This is a genomic window from Mycobacterium sp. NGS50, assembly GCF_059812545.1.
Genome location: NZ_JCALCW010000010.1, coordinates 14,031 through 29,086, shown reverse-complemented (window position 1 = coordinate 29,086; position 15,056 = coordinate 14,031). Strand labels below are relative to the sequence as shown.

Annotated in this window: 18 protein-coding genes and 1 riboswitch; of the genes, 5 read left to right on the top strand and 13 right to left on the bottom strand. The window is 68.3% G+C overall.

Annotated features, from left to right (window positions below):
* Positions 1–21 precede the first annotated feature (21 nt).
* Positions 22–84: riboswitch (Fluoride riboswitch) on the top strand.
* Between the two features lie 181 nt (positions 85–265).
* From AC5Y36_RS09180 to AC5Y36_RS09170, 3 genes are read left to right on the top strand one after another with little or no spacing between them, the layout of a single operon-like run.
* Positions 266–565, top strand: a complete 300-nt coding sequence (locus tag AC5Y36_RS09180; protein WP_500040568.1) for a PE family protein — start codon at positions 266–268, stop codon at positions 563–565.
* A 13-nt stretch (positions 566–578) separates the two neighbouring features.
* Positions 579–1,667, top strand: a complete 1,089-nt coding sequence (locus tag AC5Y36_RS09175; RefSeq protein WP_500040567.1) for a PPE family protein — start codon at positions 579–581, stop codon at positions 1,665–1,667.
* A 31-nt stretch (positions 1,668–1,698) separates the two neighbouring features.
* Entirely contained in the window at positions 1,699–2,742 is a 1,044-nt protein-coding gene (locus tag AC5Y36_RS09170) for a PPE family protein (RefSeq protein ID WP_500040566.1), read from the top strand.
* Positions 2,743–2,758: 16 nt separating this feature from the next.
* Here AC5Y36_RS09170 and AC5Y36_RS09165 read toward each other — a convergent pair whose 3' ends face one another.
* From AC5Y36_RS09165 to rplS, 5 genes are all read right to left on the bottom strand, one after another.
* Entirely contained in the window at positions 2,759–3,421 is a 663-nt protein-coding gene (locus tag AC5Y36_RS09165) for a GNAT family N-acetyltransferase (protein WP_500040565.1), read from the bottom strand.
* 68 nt (positions 3,422–3,489) lie between these two features.
* The gene (locus tag AC5Y36_RS09160) at positions 3,490–3,795 is read right to left on the bottom strand and encodes a DUF2469 domain-containing protein (protein ID WP_012393608.1); all 306 of its coding nucleotides are present in this window, start codon (positions 3,793–3,795) and stop codon (positions 3,490–3,492) included.
* Positions 3,796–3,855: 60 nt separating this feature from the next.
* Positions 3,856–4,524, bottom strand: a complete 669-nt coding sequence (locus tag AC5Y36_RS09155; protein WP_500040564.1) for a ribonuclease HII — start codon at positions 4,522–4,524, stop codon at positions 3,856–3,858.
* A 2-nt stretch (positions 4,525–4,526) separates the two neighbouring features.
* The gene (gene lepB, locus AC5Y36_RS09150; RefSeq protein WP_500040563.1) at positions 4,527–5,414 is read right to left on the bottom strand and encodes a signal peptidase I; all 888 of its coding nucleotides are present in this window, start codon (positions 5,412–5,414) and stop codon (positions 4,527–4,529) included.
* 61 nt (positions 5,415–5,475) lie between these two features.
* The gene (gene rplS / locus AC5Y36_RS09145; protein ID WP_500040562.1) at positions 5,476–5,817 is read right to left on the bottom strand and encodes a 50S ribosomal protein L19; all 342 of its coding nucleotides are present in this window, start codon (positions 5,815–5,817) and stop codon (positions 5,476–5,478) included.
* 313 nt (positions 5,818–6,130) lie between these two features.
* Here rplS and AC5Y36_RS09140 point away from each other — a divergent pair, with 313 nt between their 5' ends.
* A complete protein-coding gene (locus AC5Y36_RS09140) occupies positions 6,131–7,045 on the top strand; it encodes a serine hydrolase (RefSeq protein ID WP_500040561.1) in 915 nt (304 codons plus the stop codon).
* A gap of 75 nt (positions 7,046–7,120) precedes the next feature.
* On the opposite strand, the gene trmD is transcribed toward AC5Y36_RS09140, so the two are convergent.
* From trmD to AC5Y36_RS09115, 5 genes are all read right to left on the bottom strand, one after another.
* Positions 7,121–7,804, bottom strand: a complete 684-nt coding sequence (gene trmD, locus AC5Y36_RS09135) for a tRNA (guanosine(37)-N1)-methyltransferase TrmD (RefSeq protein ID WP_500040560.1) — start codon at positions 7,802–7,804, stop codon at positions 7,121–7,123.
* On the bottom strand, positions 7,801–8,322 hold the full coding sequence (gene rimM / locus AC5Y36_RS09130; protein WP_500040559.1) for a ribosome maturation factor RimM: 522 nt from the start codon (positions 8,320–8,322) through the stop codon (positions 7,801–7,803). Before rimM ends, trmD begins: the two co-directional genes overlap by 4 nt.
* A gap of 5 nt (positions 8,323–8,327) precedes the next feature.
* Positions 8,328–8,570, bottom strand: coding sequence for an RNA-binding protein (locus AC5Y36_RS09125; protein WP_500040558.1), 243 nt, complete (start codon positions 8,568–8,570; stop codon positions 8,328–8,330).
* A gap of 8 nt (positions 8,571–8,578) precedes the next feature.
* Positions 8,579–9,070: a 30S ribosomal protein S16 gene (gene rpsP, locus AC5Y36_RS09120; RefSeq protein ID WP_500040557.1), complete on the bottom strand. Its 492-nt coding sequence runs from the start codon at positions 9,068–9,070 to the stop codon at positions 8,579–8,581.
* Positions 9,071–9,409: 339 nt separating this feature from the next.
* Positions 9,410–9,832, bottom strand: coding sequence for a nuclear transport factor 2 family protein (locus AC5Y36_RS09115; protein ID WP_500040556.1), 423 nt, complete (start codon positions 9,830–9,832; stop codon positions 9,410–9,412).
* A 46-nt stretch (positions 9,833–9,878) separates the two neighbouring features.
* Between AC5Y36_RS09115 and AC5Y36_RS09110 the strand changes: the two genes are divergently transcribed.
* A complete protein-coding gene (locus AC5Y36_RS09110; RefSeq protein ID WP_500040555.1) occupies positions 9,879–10,751 on the top strand; it encodes a D-alanyl-D-alanine carboxypeptidase family protein in 873 nt (290 codons plus the stop codon).
* 10 nt (positions 10,752–10,761) lie between these two features.
* On the opposite strand, the gene AC5Y36_RS09105 is transcribed toward AC5Y36_RS09110, so the two are convergent.
* The 3 genes from AC5Y36_RS09105 to ffh are packed head-to-tail and all read right to left on the bottom strand — an operon-like array spanning position 10,762 to position 14,935.
* The gene (locus AC5Y36_RS09105; protein ID WP_500040554.1) at positions 10,762–12,279 is read right to left on the bottom strand and encodes a serine/threonine-protein kinase; all 1,518 of its coding nucleotides are present in this window, start codon (positions 12,277–12,279) and stop codon (positions 10,762–10,764) included.
* A gap of 10 nt (positions 12,280–12,289) precedes the next feature.
* Positions 12,290–13,387, bottom strand: a complete 1,098-nt coding sequence (locus AC5Y36_RS09100; protein ID WP_500040553.1) for an amidohydrolase family protein — start codon at positions 13,385–13,387, stop codon at positions 12,290–12,292.
* The gene (ffh, locus tag AC5Y36_RS09095) at positions 13,388–14,935 is read right to left on the bottom strand and encodes a signal recognition particle protein (protein ID WP_500040552.1); all 1,548 of its coding nucleotides are present in this window, start codon (positions 14,933–14,935) and stop codon (positions 13,388–13,390) included.
* Between the last annotated feature and the right edge of the window lie 121 nt (positions 14,936–15,056).

Here is a 15,056-nt window from a genome sequence, read left to right as displayed (position 1 = left end):
CTCGCGGCGTCATCGTGTAACATCCTGGTAGGCGATGAAGCTCGCCTTTAACCGCCGCACCCGGCTAATAGCTTCTACCTGTGAGCGACTCGCGGTAGAAGGCGGTGCGAAATGGTCGGCAACAAACAGCAGTCGAACCCAGTCCTGCGCACCGACCCTCCAGATCCAGCTCGCGGACCACCTCGTTGGCAGCCCCGGCCGGCAGATGCCGGCGTAAAGCGACGTATTCACGTTCCATACCAACACCTTTCGAGGAGGTAGCACGATGTCCTTTGTCACCGCCCAGCCGGAAGCGCTGACCGCTGCAGCCGACAGCTTGGCTACGATCGGCTCAACCATCAGCACCCAGAACGCCGCGGCCGCCGCTCCCACCACCGGAATCATTCCGGCCGCGGCCGACTCGGTTTCGGCGCTGACCGCGGCACAGTTCGCGACTCACGCACAGCTCTACCAGCAGGTCGCCGCTCACGCCGAGGCGATTCACCAGCTGTTCGTGACAGCGCTGGGCGCCAGCGGCGCCAGCTACGCGACCACTGAAGCCGCCAACGCGGTGGCCGCGGGCTAAGCGACGTCGGTCGGTGGATTACGCAACGTTGCCGCCGGAGATCAACTCGGCGCGAATATATTCGGGCCCGGGCTCGGGTCCGATGCTGGCCGCCGCGACAGCATGGGCCGCCTTGGCGGCCGAACTGACCGCTGCCGCATGCGGATACGGATCCGTGCTGTCGGAGTTGACCGGGGACGGTTGGCTGGGGCCCGCGGCGTTGTCGATGGCCAACGCCGCCGCGCCCTATGTGACCTGGCTGCACAGTACCGCCGCGTCCGCTGAGCAGACCGCTGCCCAGGCCAAGGCCGCTGCCGCCGCCTACGAGGTGGCGTTGGTGATGACGGTGCCGCCACCCGTGGTCACCGCCAACCGCAGCCTGCTGCTGGCGTTGATCGCGACCAACTTCTTCGGTCAGAACGCTCCAGCGATCGCTGCGACCGAAATGCACTACAGCGAGATGTGGATCCAGGACGCCGGCGCTATGGACGGGTACGCGGCAGCCGCGGCGTCGGCCAGCCGGCTGAACCCGTTCACCGAACCGCCGCAGACCACCAACCCGAACGGGTTGGCCGCTCAATCCGGCGTCGTGGCCCACGCCGCCGCCAAGGCGGCGGGCACTCAACCGGGTGCTGCGCCGCAGCCGTTGGCCGCGCCCACCGTATCGCCGACGTGGGTGGACTACTTGGAACGCGTCCCCAACGAAGTCAACACCGTCCTCTCATTCGGCAACGCCGCGACGTCCGGGCGCGGGATCTTCATCCTCAACTCGCGGCTGGCATTTCAGGCCGCACAGGAGGCGTCGGTTCCCGCCGGCGAACTCGGTCAACGCCTGGTGTCGAGCGTTGCTGCGGCGCCGAGCGTGTCGGCAAGTATGGGCCGAGCCGCCCCGGTCGGGTTGTTGTCGGCCCCACCGGGGTGGGCCGCCCCCGAGATCGTGCCCGCGCAACCGGCATCGCCAACCGCATCCGCGGCGATCACCCCGGCCGCCGGCGCGGACACACCGCCGGTGCCCGGGAGTGTCTTCAGCCAATCGGTGTTGGGGACACTGTCGCGCGACGGATACGACGCCCCCCGCGCCAAAAGCAAACCCGTGATCGTCCGCTCCCCCGCCGCCGGCTGATCATGGCCGCCAACCGAAAAGGATGAAGCGCATGGACTTTGCAGTTCTCCCCCCGGAAATCACCTCATCCAGGCTCTACACCGGCCCCGGAACCGGGCCGATGCTGGCCGCAGCGACCGCCTGGGATCAGCTGGCGACCGAGCTGCACTCCTCGGCCGCCGCCTACGGTGCGGTCATCGCCGCGCTCGCCACCGACGGATGGCAAGGTCCGTCGTCGCGGTCGATGACCAACGCGATCACGCCCTATCTGACGTGGATGCACAACACCGCCGCACACGCCGAGGAGACCGCCGCGCAGGCCAAGACCGCCGCCGCTGCCTACCAGACCGCGTTCGCGGCGGTGGTGCCCCCTCCGCTGATCTCGGCGAATCGGGCACAGGTTGCCGCGCTGATCGCCGGCAACTTCTTCGGCCAGAACAGCCCGGCGATCGCACTCACCGAAGCCGAATACGAGCGGATGTGGGCGCAGGACGTCACCGCCATGTACGGCTACGCCGGCGCGTCGGCCAGCGCATCGACGATGATGCCGTTCCAGGACCCGCCACAAACGATCTCCGGTGGAGCCGCGGGTATTGCCGCACCGCTGACCGCGGCCGCCCCCGCGGCAGCCGATCCGGCGTCGCTGATGACCTACCTGCTGCAGATCCCGTCGATCACCAGCGCGGCGGCATCCACCACGAGTTCCTCGTTCTCCGGGGCATCGATGCAGACCACGAACCATGCGCTGGCCGTCAACGCCATCCGCGACGACGCCCAGGGCATCGGCCCGTTCCTGGCCGCCGCCCCGGCCGGCCCGTCGAGCATCCCTGCTCCGGCCGCGTCGGCAGCGGTCGGGCGGGCCAGTCTGGTCGGCACGTTGTCGGTGCCGCAATCATGGGCGGCCACGGCCACCCCGGCGGCAAGCGCCGCGCCCGCGCCCGCCGCCACTGTCGTTCCGGCGGCACTGGAAACCGTGCCCGGACAAGGAGTCGTCGGTGAGGCCCTGCTGGGGACGCTGGCCGGACGTGGCGTCAGCAACGCCGCGGCAAGGTTGCGCCGTCCCAGCGTGATACCGCGTTCGCCGGCGGCCGGGTGAGGCTAGACGTGTACTCCTAGGCCTTCGCCGCGGGTGCGCGAATGACCAGCGGGGTCCCCGGAAAGTAGACCGCCATCTCCGAGCGGGCCTTACCGAGCGCGGCGGTGCCGTAGCCCTTCCCCCGGTGTTCGGGATGAATCCAGATCCGCACCTTCACCTCGTGGTGGGCCAGTTCGCCGAACACCATGCCCACCTTCTCGCTGCCATCGACGGCGACGAACCAGGCGGCGTCCTCGTCGTTCACCCGTTCCATCGCCGCGCGGATCTCGTCGTCGAGGTCGCCGGCGGGCTCCCCGGAGCCGTCACCGCGGGCACCCACCTCGGCGGTGCGCACCTCGAAGATGTCGCGGTCGGATGCGCCGGCGAACACCCGCAGACTCAGCGTGTCACCCAGGCTGGCCGGGCGCTCCGCGCTGGTGAACGTCAGCTGGTTGTTCAGGTCCTCCAACTCGGCGGCAATCCGGGCCCGCGAGTCCTCGGTGAGTTGGTCGAACGACATGCCCATCACGGCCTCGCAACCCACCCGCGAGATGCCGAGCAGGTCTGCGATGGTCTCGATCGCAGCCGACCGGTCGTCGGCGTCCACGATCGCGTCGAGCACCTCGTGGCGGCGTTCCAATGCTTTGAGCAGGGCGATGGTGATTTCGCGGCGAACGACGGCACGGTCCTGATCGGTCATGGCGTAAGCCTAAATCAGCACCCGCCACCAGCCCACCGGTAGTGCGGAATGAGTTGCCGGTGCAGCGGTTACTCGGGCAGCCGCAGTTCGGGCTTCTCGACCTCTTCGATGTTGACGTCTTTGAAGGTGACCACCCGCACCTGCTTGACGAAGCGGGCGGGCCGGTACATATCCCACACCCAGGCATCGGCCAACCGCAGCTCGAAGTACACCTCACCGTCGGCGTTGCGGGGCACCATCTCCACGCTGTTGGCCAGGTAGAACCGCCGCTCGGTTTCCACGACGTAGCTGAACTGGCCCACGATGTCCTTGTATTCGCGGTACAGCGAGAGCTCCATCTCGGTTTCGTACTTCTCGAGATCTTCGGCACTCATCTGTTCAGCGGTCCTTCTTCTCGACACGAAGCGAGTGGCTCCATTGTGCTCGATCTTTCCTTACCCATGTCCAGTGCGCTGCCCCACCCTGCGAACGTTGACGAAGGAGAAGCGGTGTTGGCGACAGGGCCCCAGCGCGGACAGCGCCGCGGTGTGCGCCGCGGTGCTGTAGCCCTTGTGTTCGGCGAAACCGTAGCCGGGGTGGTCCGCGTCCAACGCCACCATGAACCGGTCCCGGGTGACCTTGGCCAGAACGCTGGCCGCCGCGATGCACGCCGCCGACGCGTCGCCGCCGAGCACCGGCAGCGACGGAACCGACAGACCCGGCACCCGGAACCCGTCGGACAGCACGTAGCCGGGGCGCACCGGCAGCCCGGCCACCGCCCGGCGCATCCCCTCGATATTGGCGGCGTGCACGCCGCGCCGGTCCACCTCGACGGAGTCGATGAACACCACGTGATAGGCCTCCGCATACCGGCAGATCAGCGGAAACAGTTCCTCGCGTGCCGCCGGTGTGAGCTTCTTGGAATCGTCGAGGGAGGCCAGGCTGCCCAGCTTCCCCGGGCCGAGCACACAGGCCGCGACCACCAACGGTCCCGCGCAGGCGCCGCGCCCCACCTCGTCGACTCCGGCCACCGGCCCCAGCCCGCTGCGGTACAGGGCGGATTCCAGGGTGCGCAACCCGGAGGATTTGCGGATCACCGGCCGCGGCGGCCAGGTCGCACCCATGGTCAGGAACCCTGCTGCGGGTTCACCGAGTCGACACCACCCCAGCGCGACGGCGGCCAGGCGATGAACCGGGCCTTGCCGATGACGTTGGCCACCGGCACGGTGCCCGTCACCGGGTCCCCGGTGCACAGCACCCGGTGCTGAATTCCGTCCGGCGTGTTGGCGCAGTGTGCGCGGGAGTCCGCCGAGTGGGTCCGGTTGTCGCCCATCACCCACAGCCGGTCCTTGGGCACCTTGACCGGGCCGAAGTCGCTACCCAGGCACGGGTACACCGCGGGGTCGGCCATCATGGTGGCCGAATCCAGGTACGGCTCGTAGAGCCGCTTGCCGTCGACGGTCAATCCGGTTTCGGCGCGGCATTGCACGGTCTGCCCACCGACCGCGATGACACGTTTGACCAAGTCGTTCTCGTCAGGCGGCACGAAGCCGATGACCGAGAGCGCGTTTTGGACCGTGCGCAGCACCGCATTGTGGGACCGGATCGACTGGTAGGTGACATTCCACGACGGCGGGCCCTTGAACACGATGACGTCGCCGGGCTGCGGCGCAGAGAACCGGTAGCTGACCTTGTCCACCATGATCCGGTCACCCACGCAACCCGGGCACCCGTGCAGGGTGGGTTCCATCGACTCCGACGGGATCAGGTAGGGCCGCGCGACGAACGTCAGCATCAGGTAATACAGCACTACCGCGGTGGTCAGCAGGATCGCGCCCTCGCGCAGCGCTGAGCCCTTCTTTTGGTCGGGCTCGCTGTCTTCGTCGGCCTCGTCGTCGCTCGCTACGACGTCGGCCGTCTCCGCTGCGGATTGGTCCGTCGTATCGCCACCGTCGGTTGCCGTCGGGCTCTCGTCGGAGGGCTGCTCGGACGAGGAGTCGGTGGTGTCGGTCACGCGTTCAGGGTAGTCAGCAGGACCCGAGCCGTTCGCGGCCGCACACCGGCGCGCCGCGAGGTCAGCGCTTCTCCTTGATCTTGGCCTTCTTGCCGCGCAGCTCACGCAGGTAGTACAGCTTGGCGCGGCGCACGTCACCGCGAACGGCGACGTCGATGTGGTCGATGTTTGGCGAATGCACCGGGAAGGTCCGCTCGACACCCACGCCGTAGCTCTCCTTGCGCACGGTGAAGGTCTCGCGGATGCCACCGCCCTGCCGGCGGATCACCACACCCTTGAAGACCTGGATGCGCTCCTTGGTGCCCTCGATGACCTTGACGTGCACGTTCACCGTGTCACCGGGACCGAAGGCCGGGATGTCGTCGCGCAGCGACGCATTGTCGACGAAGTCCAGCGTGTTCATATCCGGAGACACTTCCTTGCAAGTCGCGACTGCGGGCAGCGTCCCACGAGCGGGCGTGGGGCCGTCACCGAGCCGATGGATTCGGGCATCTTGCCGGACCGGGCCACTCCTGGCATCGGCCGACAACTGCTCAATTGTGCCAGATGGCACGCAGGTGATGAAATCGCAGTACACCTCCGCCTCGTTCGGCCGCGGGACCGGCGCGCATGTGGCGGATGTGACGGGGCCACTGTGCCGCCTCCGGTACTCTGATGCCCGGCGGGCGAGGTTGCAGCGAGCCCGGAAGTTGGCGTTACGCGTCTCAAGGAGGCTCATGCGCGCGCGGCCGTCGAGGGTGGTGCTGGCGACAGCGTCGGTGGCAACACTGCTGGCTGTCGGCTGTGTGGCCAAGGTTCACGGGGAACCGCCCGCCGGCGAGTCCGAGAACTGGATCACGGTGGTCACCCCGGTAGCCAACTCGTTCGACGGCGCGGGAAGTCCCGCCGAGCAGCTGGCCAGCAGCTTCGACGGACTTCCGCTGCGGATCCAGCAGGCCACCACCGATGCCGCCGCCCAGGGCGCCAAGATATCGGTTGCCGTGCTCGACCGGGCTACCGGTGAGCTGGTCACCAACGGCTCCGAGAGCCATTCCATCGCCACCGCGTCGGTGGCCAAGCTGTTCATCGCCGACGACCTGCTGATGAAGGACTCCGGCGCGCTGTCGGCGAGCGACCGTGCCGCACTGGACGTCATGCTGCGGTCCTCCGACGACAACGCCGCCGAGACATTCTGGAACCGCAACGGCGGTGACGCGATCATCAGTCGGGTTGCCAACCGGTACGGCCTGGCGGGAACCAGACCAGGCAGTGACGGACGCTGGTGGAACACCATGAGCACCGGCCCGGACCTGGTGCACTACTACGACATGCTGCTCAGCGGCGCCGGCGGGCTGCCCCCGGAGCGGGCCAACATGATCATCGCCGATCTGGCCCATTCCACCCCGATCGCGATCGACGGCTACCCGCAGCGGTTCGGTATCCCCGACGGCCTGTACGCGGAACCCGTCGCCGTCAAGCAGGGCTGGATGTGCTGTATCGGCAGCGACTGGTCGCACCTGTCCACCGGCGTGGTCGGAGCCGACCGGCGCTACGTCGTGGTGATCGAATCACTGCAGACCGCCAACGAGGCCACCGCGCGGCAGACCGTGACCCAGGCGGTCAAGACGATGTTCCCCGACGGCCACGTCTGATTTTTGCCGCCGAGTGTGAATCCTGGGCGCATATTGCGTCTTGATCTCGCCGTGTGTTCACACTCGGCGCTGGTGCTACAGCAGGTCGGGGCGGCGTTCCCGGGTGCGCTGCAACGAGGCCTGCCGTCGCCAGTCCTCGATGCGCGCGTGATCGCCGGACAGCAGCACCTCGGGAACATCGAGGCCACGCCAACTCGGCGGCCGGGTGTAGCTCGGCCCCTCGAGCAGACCGTCGGTGCCCGGCGAATGCGAATCATCATGGTGTGACGCAGGATTGCCCAACACCTGCGGCAGCAGCCGCACCACCGCCTCGACCATCACCAGTGTTGCCGACTCTCCCCCGGCCAACACATAGTCGCCAAGGGATACTTCCGCCACCCGCATGCGCCGCGCGGCGTCGTCGATGACCCGCTGGTCGATCCCCTCGTAACGCCCGCAGGCGAACACCAGATGCGTTTCGGCAGTCCATTGTTGAGCCTCGGCCTGGGTGAACAGCTTCCCGGCCGGGGTGGGCACCACCAGCAGCGTGTCGTCGGTGCAGATGTCGTCGAGCGCCGCACCCCAGATCGGTGCCTTCATCACCATTCCGGGCCCGCCGCCGTAGGGAGCATCGTCCACCGAGCGGTGCACGTCGTGCGTCCACTCACGCAGATCGTGCACGGCCAGCTCGACCCTGCCTGACTCGATCGCCTTGCCCGGCAAGGATTGTCGCAGCGGGTCGAGGTAGTCCGGAAAGATCGTGATGATGTCGATTTTCACGAGCCCAGATCCAACAGGCCCTCGGGAGGATCGATTTCGATCAGCTGCTCCTCCAACGACACCGACGTCACGATCGCGCTGACGAACGGCACCAGCAGCTCGGCGGCGTCGTCGCGGCGCACGGCGAGTAGTTCACCGGCGGCGGTGTGCAGGACCTCGGACACGACACCGATCCGCTCACCGGACCCCGTCTGCACCCGCAGACCTTCCAGCTGGTGGTCGTAGAACTCGTCGGGGTCCTCGATCGGCGGCAGGTCGCCGGAGTCGACGATGAACAGGCTGCCGCGCAGCGCATCCGCGGCCGTTCGGTCGGCCACCCCGGCCAGCCGCACCAGCAGCCGGTTGCCGTGGTTGCGGGCGGTTTCGACGACGTAGCCGCGCTCGGGGACGCCGGATCGTCGGGCGCGCAGGGTGACGCCCGGCGCAAACCGCGCTTCCGGGTCGTCGGTGCGGACATCGACGACGACCTCACCGGTGACGCCGTGCGCCTTGACCACGCGCCCGACCGTCAGCTCCATGTGGACTATCGGTCGGTGTCCACCACGTCGACGCGGATACCGCGGCCACCGATCCCGGTGACCAGCGTGCGCAACGCGGTCGCTGTGCGTCCGCCGCGGCCGATCACCTTTCCCAGGTCATCGGGGTGAACGTGCACTTCCACGGTCCGGCCGCGCCGGTTGGTCACCAAATCGACCCGGACATCGTCGGGATTGTCGACGATCCCACGGACCAGGTGCTCGACGGCGTCAACAACGACGGTGCTCATCGCTGCCGTCAGCTCTCGTCCGCAGCCTGCTCGCCGCCCTCGGCCGGAGCCTCAGCCGCGGCCTCGTCAGCCTTGGGCTCCTCGGCCTTGGCCTCGTCAGCCTTCTTGGCGGGGGCCTTCTTCTTCTTGGGCGTGGCGGCCTCGGTGGTGGGCCCACCCTCAGCCTCAGCCAGCGCGGCGTTGAACAGCTCCAGCTTGCTGGGCTTGGCCGGCTTGACCTTCAGGGTGCCCTCGGCGCCGGGCAGGCCCTTGAACTTCTGCCAGTCACCGGTGATCTTCAGCAGCTTGAGGACCGGCTCGGTCGGCTGCGCGCCTACCGACAACCAGTACTGGGCCCGCTCGGAGTTGACCTCGATCAGGCTCGGCTCTTCCTTGGGGTGGTAGCGGCCGATGACCTCGATCGCACGCCCGTCGCGGCGCGTGCGCGCGTCGGCGATGGTGATGCGGTACTGGGGGTTGCGGATCTTGCCAAGCCGAGTCAGCTTGATCTTGACTGCCATGAATTCACTCCTGTGCTGGCACGCTGCAATTCAGCGACCTGGGCGGGATGCCCGGTCCGGTTTTGCCTCGCGTGTGCGATCGCCCATTGTGCCAGAGCACAGCCGATCGGCGGAAATCACCGGTCGCACCTTGCGCGAACAGCTATCCAGGGGGGGCGTCGCCCCGTGGTGGAGGATGAAAAGTTGACCGAGTGTGCGGATTGGTACCCAACACGCCGCTCACTGCGTACCAAACCGCACGCTCGCCGGATGTTGGGCCCATTTTCGGGCGAGACGCAACGGTGCCGTATTCGCCGCGAATGAGGGCACTTGTACTGGGGGACTGCTGGCGCGGAGACGTCACACGATGCGGTCGAAGCATTTGGTCTCGACGCGCCGCGTCATCCGCCAACCGGCGGCGGTGCGGACGAACTCGTCGTCGTACCACAAGCCGCAGAACAGCACCTGCTGCTGCTGCTCGCCGCCGAGCACCATCGGGTTGAAGCACAGCGTCCGCGACGATGCGGTGTCCCCGTCGATGCGCACGTCGAAGTTGCCCAGCTGGTGGGCGTAGGCGGGGAAGTTCGGCAGCACCTGGCTCAGCCAAGCCTTGACCTGCGGATACTGGCCGTCGATGCCGCCCATGGCGCGATAGTCAATGTAGGCGTCGTCGGTGAACACCTGGTCGAGGTCATCAAAGCGGCGGCGGTCGATGGCGGTGGAGTAATCGACCAGCAGTTGCTGGATCTCCAGGCGGTCGGAGATCTCGGCCAGACTCAACATTCCTTGATTGAACACGACTCGATCCGCGCAGTTAGGCTGGGCCGCTATGCGCAAGTTCATCGCGTGTCTGACGGTTGCCGCGGCGGCCGCGTTCAGTCTGTCCTCCCCCGCCGCGGTCGCCGACGTCTCCCAGCCAGCAGGATCACTGCCGATCCCGGACGGTCCGGCGCCGAATTGGCTGGTCGCCGACCTCGACACCGGGCAGGTGCTCGCCGACAGCAACGGCTATGCCGCGACCCCGCCGGCCAGCACCATCAAAGTGTTGTTGGCGCTGGTCGCGCTCGACGAACTGAGCCTGGATTCCACCGTGGTCGCCACCCCCGCTGACACCGGGGTCGAGTGCAGCTGCGTGGGCGTCAAAGCCGGCCGCAGCTACACCGCACGCCAGCTGCTCGACGCCACGCTGCTGGTTTCCGGCAATGACGCCGCCACCACGTTGGCGGAGATGCTCGGCGGTGTCGACACCGCGGTGGCCAAGATGAACGCCAAAGCGGCCGCGGTCGGCGCGACCAACACCCACGCGGCCAGCCCATCCGGCCTGGACGGGCCCGCAGGTTCGGGGTGGACCACCCCGCACGACCTGGCGGTCATCTTCCGCGCGGCGCTGGCCAACCCGGTGTTCGCCGAGATCACTGCCACCCCGTCGGCGACGTTCCCCACCGATGCCGGGGACAAGGTGATCGTCAACGCTGACGAACTGCTGCAGCGTTACCCGGGAGCGATCGGCGGCAAAACCGGTTTCACCAACGCCGCCCGCAAGACGTTCGTCGGCGGCGCCGCCCGTGACGGCCGTCGCCTGGTGGTCGCGATGATGTACGGCCTCATCCGTGAGGGTGGCCCGTCGTACTGGGATCAGGCCGGGACACTGCTGGACTGGGGCTTCGCGCAGGGCTCGCAGGCCGGCGTCGGCAGCTTGTAGCGGCGTTCGCTCACCGATCCGGCAGCGGGACGGTCACGTCCGGCGGCACCGGACCGGTTCGTCCGGCGACCGCCGGAATCGAGAACTTGCCGCCCTGCTGACCACACTCGTCGGATTCGACGATCACCGTCATCTCGCCGCGCAGCGGGCCGCTGGCCTGCGGGCGCAGCACCAGCACCTGGGTGGTGCTCTGTTCGAGGGTCGATCCGTCTTTCCCGATGCAGGCGAACCGCACGGTCTGCGGCCGGGATTGCCAAGCTCCGGAATGGAAGTCGAGTACCAGCGACTTGATGGCCGGACCCGCACTGAGCTGCTGATGGTCCTCGTCGTCCAGCTGAACACCGCCGGCCAGGCACGCCGACGCCGTGCATCGCGAACGCAGGGCCCACCAGGTGGATACGTTGGGCGGCTGCGGGGCCGGGTTGTCGTTGTAGGTCTGCAGGGCACGGTTGACGTCGATCTGGAAGGTCCCGTCGAGCAGTTGATCCGGCACGGCGGCAGCGACGCTGGTCGTGGTGGGCGGGACCGCGACCGGGACCGGCGCAGCGGTGGTGGGGTCGGCGACCTGCGTGCTCGACGAGGTGCTGCGGCCGATCCAGACGCCGCCGCCCAGACCCGCTGCAACCAGCACCGCGGCCAACGCGACCGGCCACTTTCGCAGCAGGGCGGATCTTCCGGGCGAAGAGGCTGATCGGGGCTGTCCATCGTCGGGGTAGTCGGGATAGTCGACGACCGGGATGGTGGGCCCGTAGCCCCCGGCGCAGGCCTGGGCCCGCTCGCTGAGTGCGGCGGCGAATGCGCTGCACCGGCCGAACCGCTGATCGGGATTCTCGGCCAAGGCGGTGACCAGCACGTCATCGAGCGCGGCGAGTTCGGGGCGGCGGTCGCCCAGCCGCGGTATCGCACCCAGCCGCGCACCCGGCGCAATCCCGGAGAGCAGGAAATACGCGGTGGCGGCCAGCCCGTACTGATCGGTGCGCTCGTCGACGGCCAGGCCCTTGATCTGTTCGGGCGCGGCGTAGTCATCCACTCCATTGCGGACGATCCCGAAGTCTCCCAACAGGACTCGCTGCTTTCCCCCGTCGGGTTCAGGGAGCAGGATGTTGGTGGGTCTGACCCCACGATGCAGGATGCCGCGCCGGTGGGCGTAGTCGAGCGCCCCCGCGACGGCCGCGATGATGCCGACCGCCTGCCCCACGGGCATACCGGCTGCGTGACGCTGGGCCACCACCGTTGCCGCAGTCTCGCCGTCGACGTAATCCATCGCCGTCCACAGCCTGCCCTCGAACTCACCGCGCTGGTGGGCTTCCACGATGTGCGGGTGGTGCAGGGTCGTCGCGAGTTCTGCCTCGCCGGTGAATCTCTCACGAAACTCCGGGTCGGCACTGAGCGCCACCGAAAGCACTTTCAGGACGTCGTGGCGCACCAGACCGGCGCGCTGAACCAGGTACACCTCGCCGGTGGCGCCGAAGCCCAGCATCCGATCGATCGTGTAGCCAGCGAATTCAGCGCCGCTGGAAAGCCACATGCGTTGAATCCTAAGGGCTGCCCGTCGCGGCCGCCTGTCGTCCAAACACACGTCCACGCAGGATCACCAGGTCGGGCCTGCGCAGCGCGTCGGGGCCGGTCCGTGGATCCGCCGCAAAGCACAACACATCGGCGGGCGCCCCGGGCTCCAGTCCGGGCCGCCCCAGCCAGCGGCGCGCATCCCAACAGGCCGCGCCCAGCGCATCGGTAGCGCTCATGCCGATCCCGCCCAGCGCGGCCACTTCGTCGGCGATCCGGCCGTGAGCGACCATGCCGCCGGCGTCGGTGCCGGCATAGATCGGTATCCCGGCCGCCCGCGCCGCGCCCAACCGCGCGCGCGAACTGTCGTAGAGGGCACGCATGTGTGCGGCATAGATCGGGTATCTGGCCGCCGAGTCGGCGATGCCCGGGAAGTTGTCGATGTTGATCAGCGTCGGCACCAGCGCGGTGCCGTGAGAAAGCATCAGCGCGATGATGTCGTCGGTGATGCCGGTGCCGTGTTCGATGCAGTCGATGCCGGCGTTGATCAGCCCCGGCAGCGCATCCTCTCCGAACACGTGCGCGGTGACCCGGGCGCCGTGCCGGTGCGCGGCTTCGATCGCGGCCCGGAGTACGTCGTCGGACCACAGCGGTGCCAGATCGCCGATACTTCGGTCGATCCAGTCGCCGACCAGTTTGACCCAGCCGTCGCCGCGGCGCGCCTGCTCGGCCACCACGGTGGGCAACTGCTCCTCGTCGTCGACGTCGATCGGCAAGCCGGGAATGTAACGCTTGGTCCGCGCCAAATGCCGGCCGGCCCGGATGATTTGCGGCAGGTCCTCGCGCTCATCGAAGCCGCGGGTGTCGATGGGTGAGCCCGCGTCACGCACCAGCAAGACACCAGCGCGCCGTTCAGTTTCTGCCTGGGCGACGGCTTCCTCCGCGGTGACGGGCCCGCCAGGGCCGATGCCGATGTGGCAGTGCGCGTCAACCAGACCGGGCAGGATCCAGCCGCCGTCGAACACGGTCTCGGCGCCGGGCACGGCGTCGGTGCGCAGCCGCCCGTCGACGATCCAGTACTCAGCCGGGGCCTCGTCGGGCAGCGTGCGGCCCCGGAGGTGAAGCGCCACCTACGGCTGGCCCGGGAACTTCAGCTTGGACAGATCGAAGTCGGCCAGCCCCGGCGGCAGCTCGTCCAACCCGGCAGGCATCTGTGACAGGTCCGGGAACCCGGCCGGCATGCCGCGCATCTTCGGCGGTGTCGGCCCCCGCCTCTTGCCGCCCTTCTTGCCTTTGCCGCCCTTGGCTTTTGCCGCTTTACGGGTGGCGCTTTTGCGGCCGAACGGCATGCCCATACCGCCCATCATCGACGACATCATCTTGCGGGCTTCGAAGAACCGGTCGACCAGCTGGTTGACCTCGGCGACCGTGACCCCGGATCCGTTGGCGATGCGCAGCCGCCGGGAGGCGTTGATGATCTTCGGGTCGGCCCGCTCCTGCGGCGTCATGCCGCGGATGATGGCCTGCAGGCGGTCGAGATGGCTGTCGTCGACGGCGGCGAGCGCCTCCTTCATCTGGCCGGCACCGGGCAGCATCCCCAACAGGTTGCCGATCGGGCCCATCTTGCGGATCGCCAGCATCTGCTCGAGGAAGTCCTCCAGCGTCAGCTCACCGGAGCCGATCTTGGCGGCGGCGACCTCGGCCTGCTCGGCATCGAATACCTGCTCGGCCTGCTCGATCAGGCTCAGCACATCGCCCATGCCCAGGATGCGGCTGGCCATCCGGTCGGGGTGGAAGACATCGAGGTCTTCCAGCTTCTCGCCGGTAGAGGCGAACAGGATGGGGACACCGGTGACTTCGCGAACCGACAGCGCCGCACCACCGCGGGCGTCGCCGTCCAGCTTGGTCAGCACCACCCCGGTGAAGCCGACACCTTCGCGGAACGCGTCGGCGGTGGCCACCGCGTCCTGACCGACCATCGCGTCCAGGACGAACAGCACCTCGTCGGGGTCCACCGCCGAGCGGATGGCGGCGGCCTGCGCCATCATCTCCTCGTCGATGCCCAGCCGGCCGGCGGTGTCGACGATGACCACGTCGAAATGTTTGGCCTTGGCTTCGGCCAGACCGCCCGCCGCGACCGCTACCGGGTCGCCGGCTCCGGCGTCGGAGGAACCATCGGAGTTCGCGCCCGGGTGCGGCGCGAACACCTCGACACCGGCCCGTTCCCCCACGATTTGCAGCTGAGTGACCGCGCCGGGCCGCTGCAGGTCGCACGCCACGAGCAGCGGGGTGTGTCCCTGGCCGCGCAGCCAGACCGCCAGCTTGCCGGCCAGCGTGGTCTTACCGGCACCTTGCAGGCCGGCCAGCATGATCACGGTCGGCGGGGTCTTGGCGAATGCGAGCTGGCGGGTCTGACCGCCGAGGATGCCGATCAGCTCCTCGTTGACGATCTTGACGACCTGCTGAGCCGGGTTGAGGGCACCGGACACCTCTGCGCCCTTGGCGCGGTCTTTGATCCGGCCGATGAACTCGCGCACCACCGGCAGCGAGACGTCGGCTTCCAGCAGCGCCAGCCGGATTTCGCGCGCGGTGGCGTCGATGTCGGCGTCGGTCAGCCGACCCTTGCTGCGCAGCCCCTGAAGGGCGCCGGTCAACCGGTCGGACAGTGATTCAAACACTCAGCCAGCCTAGTGGAGCGGTGATCGCAAGCGCGGCGGAGCCGGGCGCAGCGGGTCACCGCCAAAAACCGGTGATCGCAAGCGCGGCGGAGCCGGGCGCAGCGGGTCACCGCCAAAAACC

Excerpts from the sequence above, each read along its gene's own strand:
- AC5Y36_RS09180 (WP_500040568.1), top strand. The coding sequence starts at position 266 with ATGTCCTTTGTCACCGCCCAGCCGGAAGCGCTGACCGCTGCAGCCGAC.
- AC5Y36_RS09170 (WP_500040566.1), top strand. The coding sequence starts at position 1,699 with ATGGACTTTGCAGTTCTCCCCCCGGAAATCACCTCATCCAGGCTCTAC.
- AC5Y36_RS09165 (WP_500040565.1), bottom strand. The coding sequence starts at position 3,421 with ATGACCGATCAGGACCGTGCCGTCGTTCGCCGCGAAATCACCATCGCC.
- AC5Y36_RS09160 (WP_012393608.1), bottom strand. The coding sequence starts at position 3,795 with ATGAGTGCCGAAGATCTCGAGAAGTACGAAACCGAGATGGAGCTCTCG.
- AC5Y36_RS09155 (WP_500040564.1), bottom strand. The coding sequence starts at position 4,524 with ATGGGTGCGACCTGGCCGCCGCGGCCGGTGATCCGCAAATCCTCCGGG.
- rplS (WP_500040562.1), bottom strand. The coding sequence starts at position 5,817 with ATGAACACGCTGGACTTCGTCGACAATGCGTCGCTGCGCGACGACATC.
- AC5Y36_RS09140 (WP_500040561.1), top strand. The coding sequence starts at position 6,131 with ATGCGCGCGCGGCCGTCGAGGGTGGTGCTGGCGACAGCGTCGGTGGCA.
- rimM (WP_500040559.1), bottom strand. The coding sequence starts at position 8,322 with ATGGAGCTGACGGTCGGGCGCGTGGTCAAGGCGCACGGCGTCACCGGT.
- AC5Y36_RS09125 (WP_500040558.1), bottom strand. The coding sequence starts at position 8,570 with ATGAGCACCGTCGTTGTTGACGCCGTCGAGCACCTGGTCCGTGGGATC.
- rpsP (WP_500040557.1), bottom strand. The coding sequence starts at position 9,070 with ATGGCAGTCAAGATCAAGCTGACTCGGCTTGGCAAGATCCGCAACCCC.
- AC5Y36_RS09115 (WP_500040556.1), bottom strand. The coding sequence starts at position 9,832 with ATGTTGAGTCTGGCCGAGATCTCCGACCGCCTGGAGATCCAGCAACTG.
- AC5Y36_RS09110 (WP_500040555.1), top strand. The coding sequence starts at position 9,879 with ATGCGCAAGTTCATCGCGTGTCTGACGGTTGCCGCGGCGGCCGCGTTC.
- AC5Y36_RS09105 (WP_500040554.1), bottom strand. The coding sequence starts at position 12,279 with ATGTGGCTTTCCAGCGGCGCTGAATTCGCTGGCTACACGATCGATCGG.